This is a genomic window from Flagellimonas eckloniae, from assembly GCF_001413955.1.
Taxonomy (GTDB): Bacteria; Bacteroidota; Bacteroidia; order Flavobacteriales; family Flavobacteriaceae; genus Flagellimonas; species Flagellimonas eckloniae.
In genome coordinates this window covers 3,994,325-4,010,398 of the sequence record NZ_LCTZ01000002.1, presented here as the reverse complement: position 1 = coordinate 4,010,398, position 16,074 = coordinate 3,994,325, and the positions used below count along the sequence as shown (strand labels likewise).

Below are 16,074 nucleotides of genomic sequence, written 5' to 3'. Positions count from 1 at the left end.
GGCAAAAGTGATGATTGAACTTTGTATTGTTCTAACATTAAAATTTAAGATCATGGAATATCAAAGAGAAAATAAAGTTTGGTTTATCACGGGCTCTTCCCGTGGATTTGGACGTATTTGGACGGAAGCCGCACTCGAGCGCGGCGATCGAGTCGTGGCAACAGCCCGCAGATTGGAGAGCATATCCGATTTACAGGAAAAGTACGGCGAAAAGGTGCTCACCTTAGCACTCGATGTGACAAAGACGGATCAGGTAAAGGCTGTACTCGAGAAAGGGTATAATCATTTTGGCAGATTGGACGTCATTCTGAACAATGCCGGTTATTCACTTGTGGGTACGATCGAGGAATCAGGTTTGGACGATGTCCGGGCACTCTACGAGACCAACATTTTTGGAGCACTCTCTGTTATTCAGGCAGCGCTACCATTGTTGCGCAAACAAGGTGGAGGTCACATATTGGGCGTATCAAGTAGTCTGGGTCTTGAATCGATGCCTGTAATCGGATACTATTGTTCCACAAAATGGGCATTTGAAGCCATTCATGAAAGTTTGGCTGCAGAGGTGGAGGCCTTTGGTATCAAAGTAACCCTTATTGAACCAGGTTCCTATGCGACCGAGTTCGGCAGTCCCGAATCATTAAAGATGGCCAATGGACTTGACATCTACTCGGACTTTAAAGGGCAATTTGTGCAAGGTCTTCGAAACTTGGAAAGGGGAAACCCCAACGCTACCCCGAAGGCTATTTTCAAAGTGGTCGATGCAGAGCAGCCACCTCTACGACTTTTCCTGGGCAACCAGACATTGCCCTCCGTACGCAAGGCTTACGATGAGCGGTTGGCAACATGGGAGGCATGGGAAGCGATATCCAATGCCGCGCAGGGTTGATAAGACTAAAGCATTTTTTTAACTTTAACGATGACCGATATTTGTTATCTTATCGGTCGTCGTTTTCTAGCAACTAATCCATGAGAAAAGAAGAAAACATACCACGAAAATTTGATTCCTTATCGGACTTTCATCGTGCTTTTGGGCTTTCAAAGCCCTCCCACCCCCTGATAAGTTTTATAAATATCGAAGAGATCCCTATTCCAACAGCCGAATCATTTGATTTCTTTATTTTAAACTTTTATAAGATCGCTTACAAAACCACGCTTTGCGGACAGGCTAGATACGGTCAAAACTACTATGACTTTGGTGAAGGTGGACTGATTTTTACCGCTCCAAATCAGGTATTCGAAAGCCCAAAAAGCACTGCATCGGGCTATATCTTTTTTATCCACCCCGACTTTCTGTTGACGTACCCTCTTGCTAAAAAAATGAAGCAATATGGCTTTTTTTCTTACGCCGCCAATGAAGCATTACATCTTTCTGCCGAGGAAAAATCGACCATGATGGCTATTTTTAAAATCATTGATGATGAGTTAAAGAGCAGAATAGATGATTTTAGCCATGATGTGGTCATTTCGCAAATAGAACTGTTGCTGAACTACAGCAATCGATTTTACAACCGACAATTTATTACGCACAAAGCCATTTATAACAACCTGTTGTTACAACTTGAGGATCTTTTAGAAGATTATTTTAATGGCCCAAAACCGTTAAACGATGGTTTGCCCACGGTTCACTATTTAGCTGACCAGGTCAACGTATCTCCCAACTATTTAAGTGATATGTTACGCTCACTGACCGGGCAAAATGCCCAACAGCATATTCATCATAAGTTGATAGAAAAAGCAAAGGAAGAACTTTCCACGACCCGTCAATCCGTGAGCGAGATTGCTTTTGTTTTGGGTTTTGAACACCCACAATCGTTCAGCAAGTTCTTTAAAGCAAAAACCAAACTCACCCCATTGGAGTTTAGGCAATCGTTTAACTAATCATAAAAACGTACAGTAGATCGTTCACTGGAACACTACCTATAGAACAACGAATTGATAGACCTTCCATTCTGACTACAACAACAATCATTTTGGCTACATCTGTTGCTCAATGAAACAGCAACTTTGTATAAATAAAAAAATAGAAAAAATGAAAATTGTAGTGACAGGCTCATTGGGGAATATTAGCAAACCTCTTGCAGAAGAATTAATTGCAAAAGGACATTCAGTAACGGTTATAAGCAGCAATCCCGAAAAACAAAAAGACATTGAAAAATTGGGAGCAAAAGCTGCTATTGGCGCTATGGAAGATGTAGATTTTTTGACAGAATCATTTACAGGAGCAGATGCTGTGTATTGTATGATTCCACCGGGAGACTACTTCGACCCAGATTTCAATCAAATAGAATTTTACAAACAAGTTGGTAATAACTATGCTGAAGCTATTTTAAAATCAAACGTAAAAAAGGTTATACATTTAAGTAGTATAGGCGGTAATATGAATAAAGATAATGGCCAGCTTATTACACATACCAATGTAGAAAATATCTTTAAGTCCTTACCAGAAGAAGTTAAAATTACCACGCTAAGACCTACATCTTTCTACTATAATTTATTTGGATTTATTCCTGCAATAAAATCTCAAGGAATTATAGCTTCTAACTATGGTGAAGATGATAAGTGTCCTTGGGTATCACCTTCTGATATTGCCGAAGTTGTTGCTGAGGAATTAGAAGGTTCATTCTCAGAAAGAAAAGTGCGCTACATTGTAAGTGAAGAGTTAACTTGTAATGAAATAGCAAAAACATTGGGTGAGGCAATTGGAAAACCAGACTTAAAATGGATTTTGATTTCTGATGAGGATATGTTAAGTGGTGCTTTATCCATTGGATTTAACCCTAAAATAGCAGAAGGATTAATAGAAATGCACAAAAGCATACATAATGGCAAACTATTGGAAGATTATTATAGTAGTAAGCCAAAATTTGGGAAAGTAAAACTAAAAGAGTTTGCAAAAGAGTTTGCAAAGGCATACAACCAATAATTGGTACATTTAAATATGGCGAAGAAAAAACCATATAGAATTAAAACAGTTAGTGAGTTTCATAAATTCAGAGGGCTGCCAGCTCCCAAGCATCCTTTGATCAGTGTAATAGATTACGCTTCGATAAAGCATTCAGATGAAAGCAACTCCATGAGCTGGGTACTTGATTTTTATGCTATTTCTTTAAAAAAATCTTCCCATACCAATTTTGGATATGGATATCAGCAGTGCGATTTTGATGAAGGCTCACTATTTTTTATGGCACCAAACCAGGTATTTCGCGTGGAGGTTGACAAAAACCATACCCCGGTGAACTCAGGATGGATTCTTCTTATTCATCCTGATTTTATTTGGGGCACAGCTTTGGCAAAAACAATCAAGCGGTACGATTTTTTTGGTTATGCCGTAAACGAAGCGCTGTTTCTGGGCCCCAAGGAAGAATCAATAATAAATGGTATTATTCAAAACATTCAGCAAGAGTATCAAGCAAACATTGATAAATTCAGCAAACAAATCATTAGCACGCATATTGAAAATTTGCTCAGCTATTCTGAACGCTTTTATAATCGTCAATTCATAACAAGGGAAAAGGTCAATCATCAAATTTTAGAACGTTTGGAGATGCTATTGACAGATTACTTTAACAGTGATGATTTGGTAATAAAAGGCTTGCCATCCGTTCAATATGTTTCCGAGAAATTGAATGTTTCACAAAGTTACTTAGGAAGCCTACTTAGAGTGCTGACGGGACAAAATACACAACAGCACATTCATGAAAAACTTATTGAAAAAGCCAGAGAAAAATTATCTACCACGAACTTTACAATTAGTGAAATTGCATACGAATTAGGTTTTGAACATTCACAATCCTTCAGTAAGTTCTTTAAAGCAAAGACCAAACGCACCCCAATGGAATTTAGGCAATCGTTCAATTGACATGCCTGCATCATCTACAACTATGCAAGAAAAACTAAGGAGCCATATTGAAGAAATAGTACCGTTAACCGATGATGAGTTTTTGTTCATTCTATCTCATTTCTCTGAGGAGGATTATAAAAAGAATGATTTCCTCATTCAACAAGGAGAATCCGTAACGCATTGTTATTTTGTCAATTCAGGGCTTTTAAAATTAGTGTATGATGATGATGATGGAAAACAACACATTGTCTCGTTTGCAATGGAAAACTGGTGGGAAAGTGATTTTGCAGCTTACTTTACCCAAACTAAGGCTAAATTAGCATTGCAGTGTATCGAAGATACCTCGGTATTTTCCCTAAGCCTCAAAAACTACGAAAAGCTATCAACGCAATTGCCCAAAATGCAGCGTTTCTTTCTCAAAAAATCCAACTCGGGCCACATTGCCTCACAAAATAGAATTTTATCTTTTCTAACATCAAGTGCTAAGGAACGGTACGAGCAACTGCTCCAACAATATCCATCATTATTTCAACGAGTTCCCAAAACACTCCTGGCTTCTTTTTTAGGCGTTTCACGCGAGACGCTCAGTAGACTTTCTTCCTAATCATTGTTACTTTTTCATAATTGTGATGTAGGTCACATGTAAACCATCCTGTTATTCAAACATTTGCAATGTCATCATAAATCAATAATCGTGAAAAGCAAAGTAAAAATTTTAGCAGTCGTATTACTAACCGTTACGTCCGCATTAGCACAAAACAAAAAAGAAGGACAAATGGAAAAAAGAGTAATTAATCCTTGGAAATGGCAGGATGATAGAAGTTACGTACAAGCCGTAGAAGTAACAAAACCTGAAGGAACGCTATACGTTTCTGGACAAACGGCAATCGATGCCGAGGGAAGATCAAGCACAGCCGATATGAAAACACAATTGATTCTGGCGCTTGAAAATTTAGAACAAGTCATCAGCGAAGCTGGCTACGAAAGTAAGAACATCGTACGACTTAATGTCTATACTACTTCTACTGCAGAACTTTGGTCCCATTTTAATATATTCCAAGATTGGATAAAAAAACATGGAATAAAACAGACGAGTACCGTACTTGAAGTAAAAAGTTTGTTTGAAACCTTAAAAGTCGAATTGGAGGTTACCGTGGTAAAGTAGTATTCGCCATAAAAAATGAATGTCCAAAAATCTTCAAATGCCATAACGGTTTGGGTGCGAATCCAAACCGTTTTTCATTGAACCAATATGTTACTGTTCAAAAGTGTTTAAGTTTTACATGATGCTTATTCCGACGGCTAAGTGAAATTTGAACACTCCTTACAAATACCCGAAATAACACAATTTACTCCCTTTACTTCATATCCATTGGGAGCATTGAAATTTACCACCACCGGTAGGCATTCAATGGTGTCACATTGCGTACACTTAAAGTGAAAATGATGTCCAGCCAAAGCTTTGTCCTCACAATCCATACAAACGGCAAAATATTGTTTTCCGTCTTCCGCAACTATTCTATGCAAAATGCCATCTTCACAAAACCGGTTTAAAACACGATAAATCGTTGCCCGATTGATATCCGTGGTGATTTTTTGTTCAATAGCATCCCTGCTCATGGCCCTCTTGGCTTTTGTAAGAACCTCCAATACAGCTTCCTTGGTCGGGGTATTTCTTCTTTCCATATAAAATGCGATTAAGTCGCATTAATAATGCGACTATATTGCAATAGTAAGATTTTTATTTAAATTTGTCAAAAATTCATTGTAATGAATCACACTAAAACCTTTGAAGTAATCATCATCGGTGGTAGCTACGCCGGACTTTCTGCTGCTATGGCGCTGGGTCGATCTTTGCGAAGTGTTTTGATCATCGACAGCAGTCTACCTTGCAACAGGCAAACACCCCATTCGCACAATTTTATTACACATGACGGCAAAGCACCTCGTGTCATTTCCGAACAGGCAAAAAATCAAGTTTTGAAGTATAACACCGTAAAGATGGTGAACGACTTGGCCGTGCACGGAAAAAAAGTTGAAAATGGTTTTGAAATAACCACGGAATCCGGACAAAAGTTTCGTGCCAATAAGCTGATTTTTGCCACGGGCGTAAAAGATATAATGCCCGATATAAAAGGTTTTTCGGATTGTTGGGGGATTTCCGTTATTCATTGTCCGTACTGTCATGGTTACGAGTTCAAAGGACAAAAAACAGGAATCATGGCCAATGGGAATACTGCATTTCACGTCACATCATTAGTTAACAATCTAACAAATGATATTTCAATCTTGACCTCTGGAAAAAGTGATTTTACCATTGAGCAATACGAAAAGTTAAACCAACATAATATTCCAATTATCGAAAAGGAAATTGTTGAGATGGAACATAAAAATGGGCATATTAAAAACGTGCTATTTAAAGATGGAGGCAAAACCGGCTTCAAAGCAGTATATGCCCATATTCCTTTCAAACAGCATTCTGAAATTCCTGTTTCTTTAGGATGTGAACTGACCGACCAAGGAATTCTCAAGGTAGATATGTCCCAAAAAACCAATATCCCTGGTATTTTTGCTTGTGGAGATAGTGCGAGTCCTTTGCGTTCCGTGTCATATGCGGTAGCTACCGGAACCATTGCAGGCGCGATGGCAAATATGGAATTAACCCAGGATAGATTTTAAAAAAGATATGTTAGGAAATAATGTAATTCAGTGGGATGATTTTACCAAAGTTGAAATGAGAATCGGTACCGTAATTTCTTGTGAAGTTTTTGAAAGCGCGAGAAACCCAGCGTATAAAATGAACATCGATTTTGGAGAATTTGGAATTCGTAAAACTTCGGCCCAGATAACTAAACTATATCGACCCGAAAATATCATCGGAAAACAAGTTATTGCGGTACTAAATTTTCCACCGAAGCAAATAGCCAAGATGATGAGTGAATGCCTGGTCTTGGGAGGCGTTGGAGATAATAATGAAGTAACCTTGATTCAGCCTGAAAGGGCCACCAAAAACGGAACCCGCATCGGATAGGAAGGTGATATGTACCGTTCATTAAAAAAGGAGGAGCTATAAAAACCCCTCCTTTTCGTTTTTGATTGATTATAGTTTTCCAAATAGCGGAAGCATTCTTTTACTTCAATGTAACACTCAGGACGATGTTTGCATTTAACAACTTTGAAACCGGGCAGACTTCTTTGGATTTTTCCGCCAATCTTTTAAATTCTTCATCAGAAATACCAGGTACCTCCCCAGTTAAATCCAACTCAATTTTTGGGATAGAACCGTCTTCAAAGAATACTTTTGCTTGGGTGTCCAAATTGGTTGGAACGTAACCTGCCTCGCTGATCAAAAAACTCAGTTGCATCGTGAAACAACCTGCGTGTGCCGCTCCTATCAATTCTTCGGGGTTTGTCCCGATACCTTCTTCAAATCGGGTCTTAAATGAAAGTTGGGTTTCGTTTAGAACGGTACTTTGCGTGTTTACGGTTCCCGAACCTTCCATTCCGGTTCCTTTCCAATTGACGCTTGCTCTTCTATTAAATTTCATGTTTTTTACTTTTTTAAATTATACATTATTTAATTCTTAGTGCAATTTTGCTTTAATGGCCTGTGTAGCCTGTTTTATTGCTGCTCTCGGAGCAGGTGTATTGGTAATGGGGTTTAACATGACAAAATCATGTATGGTGCCTACATATCTCGTCGCCGTTACTTTTACACCGGCAGCATTCAATTTTTTTGCATAGGCTTCTCCCTCATCCCGCAACACATCATTTTCCGCTGTAATGACCAATGCTTCAGGTAATCCTTTCAGTTCTTCCAAGGTCGCATTTAGAGGCGTCGCCGTAATCTGACTTCTGACACTTTTGTCGGGGGCGTAGGCATCCCAAAACCAAATCATTGCGTTTAAGGTCAAGAAATGGCCGTTTGCAAATTGTTGGTAAGAGGTGGTATTATAATTGTCATCCGTAACGGGATAAAACAACACTTGAAAATCAATTTTAGGTCCTTTTCGCGCTTTGGACATTAGAGTAACGGCAATGGCCATATTACCTCCAACGCTATCTCCTGCCACCCCAATTTTATCGGTATTTATTCCTAAGGATTGTCCATGTTCTTTTATCCATTTAGTCGCGGCATAAGCTTCTTCATTTCCTTGGGGGTATACCGCTTCTGGCGTTGGTGTATAGTTTACAAAAACCACCGCTACATTTCCACCAACGGCCAATTCCCTTACTAAACGGTCATGTGTAAAATCATTCCCCAAAATCCAGCCACCTCCGTGGAAATACATCAGAACCGGCAGTTCTTCACTACTGTTTTTGGGTTTTACAATTCTAAGAGTAACTGAAATACCATCTTGGGCGATTTCTTTTTCAGTAACATCTACAGGGAATTTTTCATAATCTCCTGTTTGGGCTCCTATCAAAACATTACGGGCTTCTTCAATAGATAACTCATAAATCTGTGGACCATCATTGCTATGGACCGCTTTAAGAAACTCTCTGGTTTCTTTTTCAACTCCATAATTACCACTTAAAGTGGTTTCAATTTGTGCATTTAACAAAGATGTTAGTGCCATTGCTGCTGTAATCATTACTTTTTTCATTTTTAAAAATTTTAATTGTTACTATTTGTTTTAAATTCTGGTACAAACGTACTGTCGATAACTTCATAAATCAAATTAATAATTTTTATATTTGATTAATTAAAATTATAATTATGACCTTGCAGCAATTAAAATATATTGTAGCCCTGGATGAGGAGCGCCACTTTGGAAGAGCTGCCGAAGCATGCGTTGTATCACAACCAGGTCTTACCATTCAATTGAAAAAACTGGAAGAGGAAATAGGAATACAACTATTCGACAGAACAAAAGTTCCTTTAAAGCCCACAGCAATGGGTGAGGAAATCATTGTTAAAGCAAGAAAGCTTTTGAAGGATGCTGATCACATCCGCGAATTCATCATCGAAAAAAAGAACCTTTTACAGGGAACGATAAAATTGGGGGTTGTCATAACCCTATCCCCTTATCTAATTCCCTTGGCAATAGACAACATCAAAAAATCCATGCCCAAGGTAAACTTCATTATTGAAGAAACCTCTACCGTCGGACTTATGGAATCTTTGGAAAATGGGAGCATCGATATCGCATTAATGGCTACCCCTACTGGGAATAATAACCTAAAGGAATTCTCGATTTTTAACGAGCAATTTGTTGCTTATTTGAATCCTAGCCATTCTTCATCAAATGAAGAATTTTATACGTATCAAAAAAAAGATTATTCGGAACTACTGTTATTAAAGGAAGAGTTTTGCTACAATGCACAACTATTGAATATTTGCGATATTAAGGAAGGGAAGAAAAAGATGGAACAGTTTAATTTTGATGTTACCTCGATTGAAACATTAAAAAATTTGGTTCGTGCAGATTTGGGTTATGCTATCATACCTGAATTATCAATTTTACATGAAAAGAACAAACATCTTATTAAACCTTTCAAAAACCCAAGACCGGTCAGGGAAATTAGCTTGGTAGTTTCCCAAAGTTTTTCAAAGACCCTCATACTTGAGAAATTAAAAGATGCCATTTGGAATTCCATTCCAGAAAGTTGTAGGGAAATAAGCAACTACAAAAAAATTAGTTGGGACGATTCCCCATACTTTAGGCAGGCAACCAGTAAATGACTTTTAAATTCACCTGCCCTTGAGCATAAACTCATTTTTTCCCTTTGGTTTTCTTGTAAATGGTACGAAGTCTATCCTCCCAATCCACCGACCAATCGTAAAAACTGGACAATGGCTCCACAAGACTTTTTCCAAACTCGGTTAAGGTATATTCTACTCGTGGCGGCACTTCGGGATATACCTTTCGTGAGATCATTCCATATTTCAATAAGGTTTTTAGTGTCTGTGACAACATTTTGGGTGAAATACCAATGACCTGTTTTTGTAAATCGCTATTTCGTTTTGTCCCTTGCATCAGTGTAGTTAAAATCAATAAAGTCCATTTATCCGCTATCAAAGCAAAGGATACTTGTATGATACAGTTCTCATCAAAAACGGTTCTGGCACTCAAAGATTCCAAATACGAAATTTTTTTTATTTTTTTTTCAGCTTCCATTACTATTGTTTATTCATTTACTACCCAAAAGTAAGCTATGCACTATTCAGTGCCCTCTTGTGCGATACAAGTATAGCACATAAATTTGTGGAAATAAGTAGAAATTTAAAAAATAATACGATGGAAACAAAAACATTCAACCCGATACTGGCAATATTAATTGCAGTATTTCTGACAACAACGTATTCGGTCCAGTCCCAAAAAGGACAAATCGAAACGAATAACAAGACCTTGACTATAGATGAAGAAAAAATAGTTCAGAATCTATTGGAAGCCTTCAATCTGGGTACTGAAAACGTACTTGAGCTTTTTCATGAAGACGCCATTATTGAATATCCTTATGCCCATTCGTTGGGTACGCCATCTAAACTGGATAAAACGCAGTACGGTAATTATTTGAAAGGTGCTCTTGCAAATATGCCGGATATCGTCTTCTCACAGGTGAAGAGCTATCCATCACAAAACCATGTCGTATGGGCGGAATTCCATGGGGAAGTGGTTATCCCATCGACGAATCAATTATACAAGCAAGACTATGTCGCTCGTATACTACTCAAGAATGGAAAAATCATCCATTATAAAGAGTATTGGAACCCTCTGGCGGTATCCGCTATGGGAGACCATAAAGAGGTCAATAAAATGTTTAACGATAAATCAAAAAAGTAACATCATGAAAATAGCAATCGGGGCTGCAGCAGGTAATGTAGGCAGCCGAATCGCAAAAAAAGTAGCATCAGCAGGTCATTCTGTTATATTATTAGGAAACAAGCTGGATGCTTTAAAAAATTTGAACATCCCAAATTCATCTTCGCACGAAGTGGATATGAGTAACATGGAACAGGTAGTTGCACACACAAAAGGGGCAGATGCGCTATTCTGGCTTGTACCTCCAGCACTTGGGGTTACAAGTTTAAAAGCGTGGTATAATGACATTATCGCTGCTGGGGTAGCTGCCATTAAAGAGAACAATATACCCCGTGTGGTTGCCATTTCTTCCCTCGGTGCCGGAGCTTCCGATAACCTGGGAACGGTGACTTATGTGGGCACTATGGAAAGAGCTTTCAAAGAGGTGGCATCCAATGTGGTTTTCTTAAGACCTGGCTATTTTATGGAAAACTTCTTATTACAAAAGAATGACATCCTTGAAAAAGGTTATTTCTCCTTTCCTTATGCTACGGATCATGATATTCCTTTCATCAGTGCTGATGATATTGGGGATATAGCTACGGAATACCTTATAGACAAGCATTGGGCAGGGCAATGGACCAGAAATATTATGGGACCGCGCAACATTAACCTAAAGGAAGCGGCGGATATTTTCTCGGAAGAATTACAGCAAGAGGTTGTATACAAGCAAGTGACCTATGGTGATATAAAAAATCAATTCGCCGATTTTGGTGCCAATGATATCGTACAGAAAGAATTGGTCGACCTCTATAGAGCTTTGGGAGATCCCAATGGTGCCTATGCGACACCTCGAACCCATGACGCGCATACACCAACAACCCTTGCGGACGTAATCCGGAATAAGTTTATTTCAAAATAGTCAATTTATAAAGTTATCCTGAAAATGAAGGTTCCAAACAACCACAAAAAGTGGAAGATCAAGCGAGTTTCAAAATGAAGCTCGCTTCTTTTTTGGAATAAGGTGGAACTTTGTAAGGAAGGGTAAAATCATTTAGTTTTATCTTTTTTATTATATTAAATTGATAAGTCTATGTTTTGGTATTGAGTTTATAGGTGCTCTAGACCAGCAAAGATTGAAATCCCATTGAAACTATATCAAGAACAGCAATCAATTATTCATCAATCATCAATATAGGATGAAAAATTTTATGTATTCAACAAAAGAGGCAAAAAAAGTATTGCCATTAGCGCCTTTTTAGGTGGTAAAACATTCGCGCTAACATTAATTTTAGCTCAGACCAAACTTAATCCCAGTACATTAATGTATTTAATCCCAAAAAATAACAACCATACAACCAATATGTTTAAAAAATTAAAGCCACAGGTTTTTTTGCTTTTTTGTTGGCATTTGCATGCAAGGGAAAACCAAAAGTTTCTGAGGTAGAAGAGCATAAGGAGAACCGCCCAAATATTGTTTTTATACTAGTGGATGATTTAGTGTATTCAGATGTTGGCTATATGGGATATCAAAATAATATCAACACCCCAAATATTGATAAACTGGCAAGAATAGGTAGATGCTGAGATCCCTAGATAACAGAGACAAGCTATTTACCAATTATTAGAAATATGGAACTAAAAAATAAATTCTTTTTAATCTTGATTGTAGTCATGCTACTTCAGGGCTGCAATCAAAAAGAAAGCACCTTTCAAATCAATTCACCAAATGATAAAATAGCCGTGGTTATACATAATTTGGAAGGGAAGATTACATATTCTTTATTGTCAATGGGGGATACTCTAGTCAAACCTTCAGAGTTTTCCATTTTTCCTGATAAGTCAGCCAAAATCATGGCAGTCCAAAATAGGTCTGAAAACAGCAAATGGAAACCTACATGGGGGCAGTTCAGTGAATTTAATGATAACTATAACGAGTTGATGCTGGATGTAGAATACAATCAAGTCAAAACGAAACTCTATGTCCGTTTGTACGATCAAGGAGTTGGCCTTCGATATGAAATAGAAGACTATAAGGAAGAAGATCAGGCTACATTTTTATGCCAGTACCAATTGAATAGTGGTCAGGTTATCTATTCCGCAAACAGGGAGCATGAGCCTTTAGGCCCATTGGAATTGGATGAATATAAAAAAGCAGTGATGCCCAATGCTAAAGAAGCACATAATACAGTAGGCGAAAAACTGAAAATTTACATTCCTATTATAGTGGAACAGCCCAATACGCCATACCTATCCCTTTTGGAATCAGATCTGTTTTCCGCAAAAGGGTTTGAGTCAATGAAAATCGGTTATGATGAAGAAAGAGGTTCGTTGGTTTCTTCGCATAAGACAGAATTGGAAGGTGGCAAACTGATTACTCCATGGCGGGTGATTTTGGTCAATGACAAAGTCGGGGACCTGGTGGTCAACCCGGTTACTATGAATCTTGCTGCACCATTGGCTTTGGAAGACGATTCCTGGGTCAAACCCGGAATAACGCTTTGGGACTGGCGGGTGCACGGCTATACCGCAGATGATGGATTTCAGTACGGAATTACTACGGAGAGCTACAAACGCTTCATTGATTTTCAAAAGGAGATGGGCATAGGGTACTTCTTAATTGATGACTTCTGGTACAAACATGTATCAAAAGGTCATTTTGAGCTTTCTGATCATTTGAACTTGCAAGAAGTCATAGACTATGCCAATGACATGGGTACAGATCTTTTGCTTTATTATGACAATAGGCATGGTTCGTATGGTAATGACGAGCTTTTTCCATACTACGAATCACTGGGAATGAAGGGAATGAAGTATGGATTTATGGGTGACAATGCCAAGTTCACCAGGATGGCTGTCCAAAAAGGCGCAGAAAGTCATTTACTTATGGATTTTCATGATGGCCCAGTACCGATGACAGGAATTGAAAGGACATATCCCAATGCGGTTTCCAAAGAGTATTGCCATGCACAGCAAGATAGGCGTGCAGCATTCACGCCGGAAGCCTTTGTAAAAATGGCCCTGATCAATGCAATACAGGGTCCGTTGGATATGAATAATGGAGCCTTTGACCTAACCGGAATTAATAGGGGTGAACGGGAAAAAGGACCAAGAGAACAGGGCTCCTACATATCCACAGTAACATCAGAAGCCGCCAGAACCTTGATCATTTATGCCGGTCTTGTATGTATTACGGATGCACCGGAAGCTTATATGGAAAAAGCCGACTTGTTCGAGTTTATCCAAAAATTACCCATTGGAAAATGGGATGAAAGCCGTGTTCTAAATGCTAAAATGGGAGAATATATTACAACGGCCAGAAGTCATAATGGCGAGTGGTTTGTAGGCTCCGTACATGACCAAAAAGGTGGTGTCCTAAACATACCTCTTGACTTTCTTAAAGATGGAGTGACATACGATGTCACCTATTATGAAGATACGGATGAAACACATTGTGTTACCAATCCAGAAGCATATCAGGTAAGGACAGGGACAGCTAAAAAGGGCGATATTGTAAAAGCCAAAATAGCTCCGGGTGGAGGTCATTGTATGTGGATTAGGCCTTCAACAAATAAGTAAAAACAATCAAGTGAATACATTAAACAAAACATTAATCAATCTCGCTTTAGGTCTTTTGTTATTATGTTCCTGTAAGGAGGCCCAAAAAACTATTGAAAACATTAAAAAGCCCAATATTCTCTTTATTGTGGTTGACGATTTAGGCTACGCTGATTTGGGGGTAATGGGAAGTGAATACTATGAGACTCCCAACATAGACAACCTGGCGGATAAGAGTACTGTTTTCACCAATGGTTATGCCACTTGTGCCGTTTGCACTCCTTCAAGGGCAAGCCTGCTCAACGGACAGTTTACCGCAAGACATGGACTTACACAGTATGATGGTGCTAAATCTGGTCAACTTTGGAAAGCCCTCAACCGCCACACAAAATTGTTGCCCCCAGAATTTAATCATCATCTGGATCAAGCTGATATTGTCTTACCTGAGGTTTTAAAAGATAATGGCTATGCTACGTTCTTTGCAGGCAAATGGCATTTGGGGAGTGAAAAAAACCGATCATTACCCACAAACCATGGATTTGATATTAATCAAGGTGGGTATGAAAGGGGCGGCCCATACAGTGGTGGTTATTTCTCTCCCTTCAATAATCCCTATATGCAAGATGATGAAGGTGAACAGGGAATGTCAATGTCAATGAAGTTGGCCAAGGAAACTTCCAAATTCATCCATGCACAAAAAGATTCCACTTTTTTGGCCTATCTCTCGTTTTATGCGGTGCATTCTCCCATACAGACTAGCCAGGCTAAGTGGAAAAAATATAGAGATAAAGCCGATAGCATGGGCATTGCTGAAAAGGGATTTGAGATGGAACGGATACTGCCTGCAAGAAAATATCAGGACAACCCAGTATATGCAGGTTTGATAGAACAAGTAGACGAAGCTGTGGGCAGTGTGCTCAATACGTTGAAGGAACTGGGATTGGAAAAGAACACCATAGTGGTGTTTACTTCGGATAATGGTGGCGTTACTTCAGGCGATAATTACTCCTCCAATATGCTACAGTTGAGAGGAGGAAAAGGGTATCAATGGGAGGGTGGTATTCGTGTCCCTTACTTTATCCATGTGCCCTGGATGGAACAAAAGAGAAGGAATGCAGTGCCCGTATCGGGCGCGGACCTATTCCCTACACTATTGGATCTTGCCGATATTCCACTATTGCCAGAGGTCCATGCAGATGGTAAAAGCCTTGAGCCTCTTTTAAAGGGTGATACCATAGAAGAACGTTCACTATACTGGCATTACCCGCACTATGGCAATCAGGGTGGCGAACCAGTTTCCATTATTCGCAAAGGTGATTGGAAGCTCATACACTATTGGGAAGATAACCATCAAGAGTTATATAACTTGAAGAACGATTTAGGCGAACGAAATAACACTTTAATGGGAAATAAAACCTTGGCCCTTGAGATGAAAAAAGAGTTGATGGATTGGCTAAAAGAAATGGATACACATTATGCGGAGGTAGATACGGAATGGGATGAAAAAGCTAGACAAGAGCGCTTGGAAAGCCATAAGAATATTTTGATGCCAAGATTGGAAAATCAACGTCAGAAGATGTTATTACCAGATTGGAAACCCAATGATGATTGGTGGGGCAGCGCTATAGCAAAAGAATAGCTCCATTCACAAACCCTTTTTGTAGTGCATAAAATGAAACAGAAAAAATCGGTATTGCTCTTTAATCTAATACTGTTGACCTTGTCAGTACAAGGGCAGGATAATACCCATAGAATGTCCCATGATGCTCCCGCGAGCGAATATCTGGCAGAAGGACCAGGCTTTTGGCTACATACAGGAAGTGCGGCCATTAGGCAATGGACGCTTTGGGAGCTTTGTTTGGAGGAACCATCGACAATGGGCAGTATTGCAAAAGAGTAAATAGTATAGAAAGTCTCGCCGCTCGTTAT

At 39.0% G+C, this 16,074-nt stretch carries 19 protein-coding genes; 15 read left to right on the top strand and 4 right to left on the bottom strand.

Translation table 11 applies throughout. The annotated features are described in order from the left end of the window. Positions 1 to 10: 10 nt before the first annotated feature. The 6 genes from AAY42_RS17250 (at position 11) to AAY42_RS17225 (ending at position 5,006) form a co-directional block, all read left to right on the top strand. Positions 11 to 886, top strand: a complete 876-nt coding sequence (locus tag AAY42_RS17250) for an SDR family NAD(P)-dependent oxidoreductase (RefSeq protein WP_313778141.1) — start codon at positions 11 to 13, stop codon at positions 884 to 886. An 80-nt stretch (positions 887 to 966) separates the two neighbouring features. Beyond that, positions 967 to 1,878, top strand: a complete 912-nt coding sequence (locus AAY42_RS17245) for a helix-turn-helix domain-containing protein (RefSeq protein ID WP_055397453.1) — start codon at positions 967 to 969, stop codon at positions 1,876 to 1,878. A gap of 112 nt (positions 1,879 to 1,990) precedes the next feature. Beyond that, a complete protein-coding gene (locus tag AAY42_RS17240) occupies positions 1,991 to 2,923 on the top strand; it encodes an NmrA family NAD(P)-binding protein (protein WP_245625639.1) in 933 nt (310 codons plus the stop codon). Positions 2,924 to 2,938: 15 nt separating this feature from the next. Next, a complete protein-coding gene (locus AAY42_RS17235) occupies positions 2,939 to 3,859 on the top strand; it encodes a helix-turn-helix domain-containing protein (RefSeq protein WP_055397451.1) in 921 nt (306 codons plus the stop codon). 22 nt (positions 3,860 to 3,881) lie between these two features. Then, on the top strand, positions 3,882 to 4,445 hold the full coding sequence (locus AAY42_RS17230; RefSeq protein ID WP_055398034.1) for a Crp/Fnr family transcriptional regulator: 564 nt from the start codon (positions 3,882 to 3,884) through the stop codon (positions 4,443 to 4,445). Positions 4,446 to 4,616: 171 nt separating this feature from the next. Beyond that, positions 4,617 to 5,006: a RidA family protein gene (locus AAY42_RS17225; protein ID WP_055398032.1), complete on the top strand. Its 390-nt coding sequence runs from the start codon at positions 4,617 to 4,619 to the stop codon at positions 5,004 to 5,006. A gap of 137 nt (positions 5,007 to 5,143) precedes the next feature. Here AAY42_RS17225 and AAY42_RS17220 read toward each other — a convergent pair whose 3' ends face one another. Continuing rightward, positions 5,144 to 5,527 carry a Fur family transcriptional regulator gene (locus AAY42_RS17220; protein WP_055397449.1) on the bottom strand — a complete coding sequence of 128 codons (384 nt, stop codon included), beginning with the start codon at positions 5,525 to 5,527 and terminating at the stop codon, positions 5,144 to 5,146. A gap of 84 nt (positions 5,528 to 5,611) precedes the next feature. Here AAY42_RS17220 and AAY42_RS17215 point away from each other — a divergent pair, with 84 nt between their 5' ends. Together AAY42_RS17215 and AAY42_RS17210 are read left to right on the top strand one after the other, a co-directional pair. Continuing rightward, positions 5,612 to 6,520, top strand: a complete 909-nt coding sequence (locus tag AAY42_RS17215) for an NAD(P)/FAD-dependent oxidoreductase (protein ID WP_055397447.1) — start codon at positions 5,612 to 5,614, stop codon at positions 6,518 to 6,520. Between the two features lie 7 nt (positions 6,521 to 6,527). Beyond that, a complete protein-coding gene (locus AAY42_RS17210) occupies positions 6,528 to 6,872 on the top strand; it encodes a tRNA-binding protein (protein WP_055397445.1) in 345 nt (114 codons plus the stop codon). 100 nt (positions 6,873 to 6,972) lie between these two features. Here the strand turns inward: AAY42_RS17210 and AAY42_RS17205 are convergent, their stop codons facing one another. Both AAY42_RS17205 and AAY42_RS17200 read right to left on the bottom strand, forming a co-directional pair. Then, positions 6,973 to 7,389 (bottom strand): OsmC family protein, encoded by a 417-nt coding sequence (locus tag AAY42_RS17205; RefSeq protein ID WP_055397443.1) that lies wholly within the window; start codon positions 7,387 to 7,389, stop codon positions 6,973 to 6,975. A gap of 36 nt (positions 7,390 to 7,425) precedes the next feature. After that, on the bottom strand, positions 7,426 to 8,448 hold the full coding sequence (locus AAY42_RS17200) for an alpha/beta hydrolase (RefSeq protein WP_082433510.1): 1,023 nt from the start codon (positions 8,446 to 8,448) through the stop codon (positions 7,426 to 7,428). Positions 8,449 to 8,561: 113 nt separating this feature from the next. Here AAY42_RS17200 and AAY42_RS17195 point away from each other — a divergent pair, with 113 nt between their 5' ends. Beyond that, the gene (locus tag AAY42_RS17195; protein WP_055397441.1) at positions 8,562 to 9,527 is read left to right on the top strand and encodes a hydrogen peroxide-inducible genes activator; all 966 of its coding nucleotides are present in this window, start codon (positions 8,562 to 8,564) and stop codon (positions 9,525 to 9,527) included. Positions 9,528 to 9,558: 31 nt separating this feature from the next. On the opposite strand, the gene AAY42_RS17190 is transcribed toward AAY42_RS17195, so the two are convergent. After that, a complete protein-coding gene (locus AAY42_RS17190) occupies positions 9,559 to 9,963 on the bottom strand; it encodes a winged helix-turn-helix transcriptional regulator (protein WP_082433508.1) in 405 nt (134 codons plus the stop codon). Positions 9,964 to 10,083: 120 nt separating this feature from the next. On the opposite strand from AAY42_RS17190, the gene AAY42_RS18195 reads away from it, so the two are divergent. From AAY42_RS18195 to AAY42_RS17160, 6 genes are all read left to right on the top strand, one after another. Then, entirely contained in the window at positions 10,084 to 10,629 is a 546-nt protein-coding gene (locus AAY42_RS18195; protein ID WP_055397438.1) for a nuclear transport factor 2 family protein, read from the top strand. Between the two features lie 4 nt (positions 10,630 to 10,633). Continuing rightward, entirely contained in the window at positions 10,634 to 11,509 is an 876-nt protein-coding gene (locus AAY42_RS17180; protein WP_055397436.1) for an NAD(P)H-binding protein, read from the top strand. 482 nt (positions 11,510 to 11,991) lie between these two features. Then, on the top strand, positions 11,992 to 12,174 hold the full coding sequence (locus AAY42_RS17175; protein WP_139063764.1) for a hypothetical protein: 183 nt from the start codon (positions 11,992 to 11,994) through the stop codon (positions 12,172 to 12,174). A 45-nt stretch (positions 12,175 to 12,219) separates the two neighbouring features. Next, positions 12,220 to 14,166 carry a glycoside hydrolase family 97 protein gene (locus AAY42_RS17170; RefSeq protein WP_055397432.1) on the top strand — a complete coding sequence of 649 codons (1,947 nt, stop codon included), beginning with the start codon at positions 12,220 to 12,222 and terminating at the stop codon, positions 14,164 to 14,166. A 10-nt stretch (positions 14,167 to 14,176) separates the two neighbouring features. Then, positions 14,177 to 15,784, top strand: coding sequence for a sulfatase (locus AAY42_RS17165; protein ID WP_101956480.1), 1,608 nt, complete (start codon positions 14,177 to 14,179; stop codon positions 15,782 to 15,784). Positions 15,785 to 15,817: 33 nt separating this feature from the next. Continuing rightward, positions 15,818 to 16,045: a hypothetical protein gene (locus AAY42_RS17160; RefSeq protein WP_055397430.1), complete on the top strand. Its 228-nt coding sequence runs from the start codon at positions 15,818 to 15,820 to the stop codon at positions 16,043 to 16,045. Positions 16,046 to 16,074 lie beyond the last annotated feature (29 nt).

Coding starts and splice junctions, on each gene's coding strand:
- AAY42_RS17205 (WP_055397443.1), bottom strand. CDS start 7,389: ATGAAATTTAATAGAAGAGCAAGCGTCAATTGGAAAGGAACCGGAATG.
- AAY42_RS17160 (WP_055397430.1), top strand. CDS start 15,818: ATGAAACAGAAAAAATCGGTATTGCTCTTTAATCTAATACTGTTGACC.
- AAY42_RS17245 (WP_055397453.1), top strand. CDS start 967: ATGAGAAAAGAAGAAAACATACCACGAAAATTTGATTCCTTATCGGAC.
- AAY42_RS17240 (WP_245625639.1), top strand. CDS start 1,991: ATGAAACAGCAACTTTGTATAAATAAAAAAATAGAAAAAATGAAAATT.
- AAY42_RS17200 (WP_082433510.1), bottom strand. CDS start 8,448: ATGAAAAAAGTAATGATTACAGCAGCAATGGCACTAACATCTTTGTTA.
- AAY42_RS17220 (WP_055397449.1), bottom strand. CDS start 5,527: ATGGAAAGAAGAAATACCCCGACCAAGGAAGCTGTATTGGAGGTTCTT.
- AAY42_RS17190 (WP_082433508.1), bottom strand. CDS start 9,963: ATGGAAGCTGAAAAAAAAATAAAAAAAATTTCGTATTTGGAATCTTTG.
- AAY42_RS17195 (WP_055397441.1), top strand. CDS start 8,562: ATGACCTTGCAGCAATTAAAATATATTGTAGCCCTGGATGAGGAGCGC.
- AAY42_RS17225 (WP_055398032.1), top strand. CDS start 4,617: ATGGAAAAAAGAGTAATTAATCCTTGGAAATGGCAGGATGATAGAAGT.
- AAY42_RS18195 (WP_055397438.1), top strand. CDS start 10,084: ATGGAAACAAAAACATTCAACCCGATACTGGCAATATTAATTGCAGTA.
- AAY42_RS17210 (WP_055397445.1), top strand. CDS start 6,528: ATGTTAGGAAATAATGTAATTCAGTGGGATGATTTTACCAAAGTTGAA.
- AAY42_RS17170 (WP_055397432.1), top strand. CDS start 12,220: ATGGAACTAAAAAATAAATTCTTTTTAATCTTGATTGTAGTCATGCTA.
- AAY42_RS17230 (WP_055398034.1), top strand. CDS start 3,882: ATGCAAGAAAAACTAAGGAGCCATATTGAAGAAATAGTACCGTTAACC.
- AAY42_RS17180 (WP_055397436.1), top strand. CDS start 10,634: ATGAAAATAGCAATCGGGGCTGCAGCAGGTAATGTAGGCAGCCGAATC.
- AAY42_RS17215 (WP_055397447.1), top strand. CDS start 5,612: ATGAATCACACTAAAACCTTTGAAGTAATCATCATCGGTGGTAGCTAC.
- AAY42_RS17235 (WP_055397451.1), top strand. CDS start 2,939: ATGGCGAAGAAAAAACCATATAGAATTAAAACAGTTAGTGAGTTTCAT.
- AAY42_RS17250 (WP_313778141.1), top strand. CDS start 11: ATGATTGAACTTTGTATTGTTCTAACATTAAAATTTAAGATCATGGAA.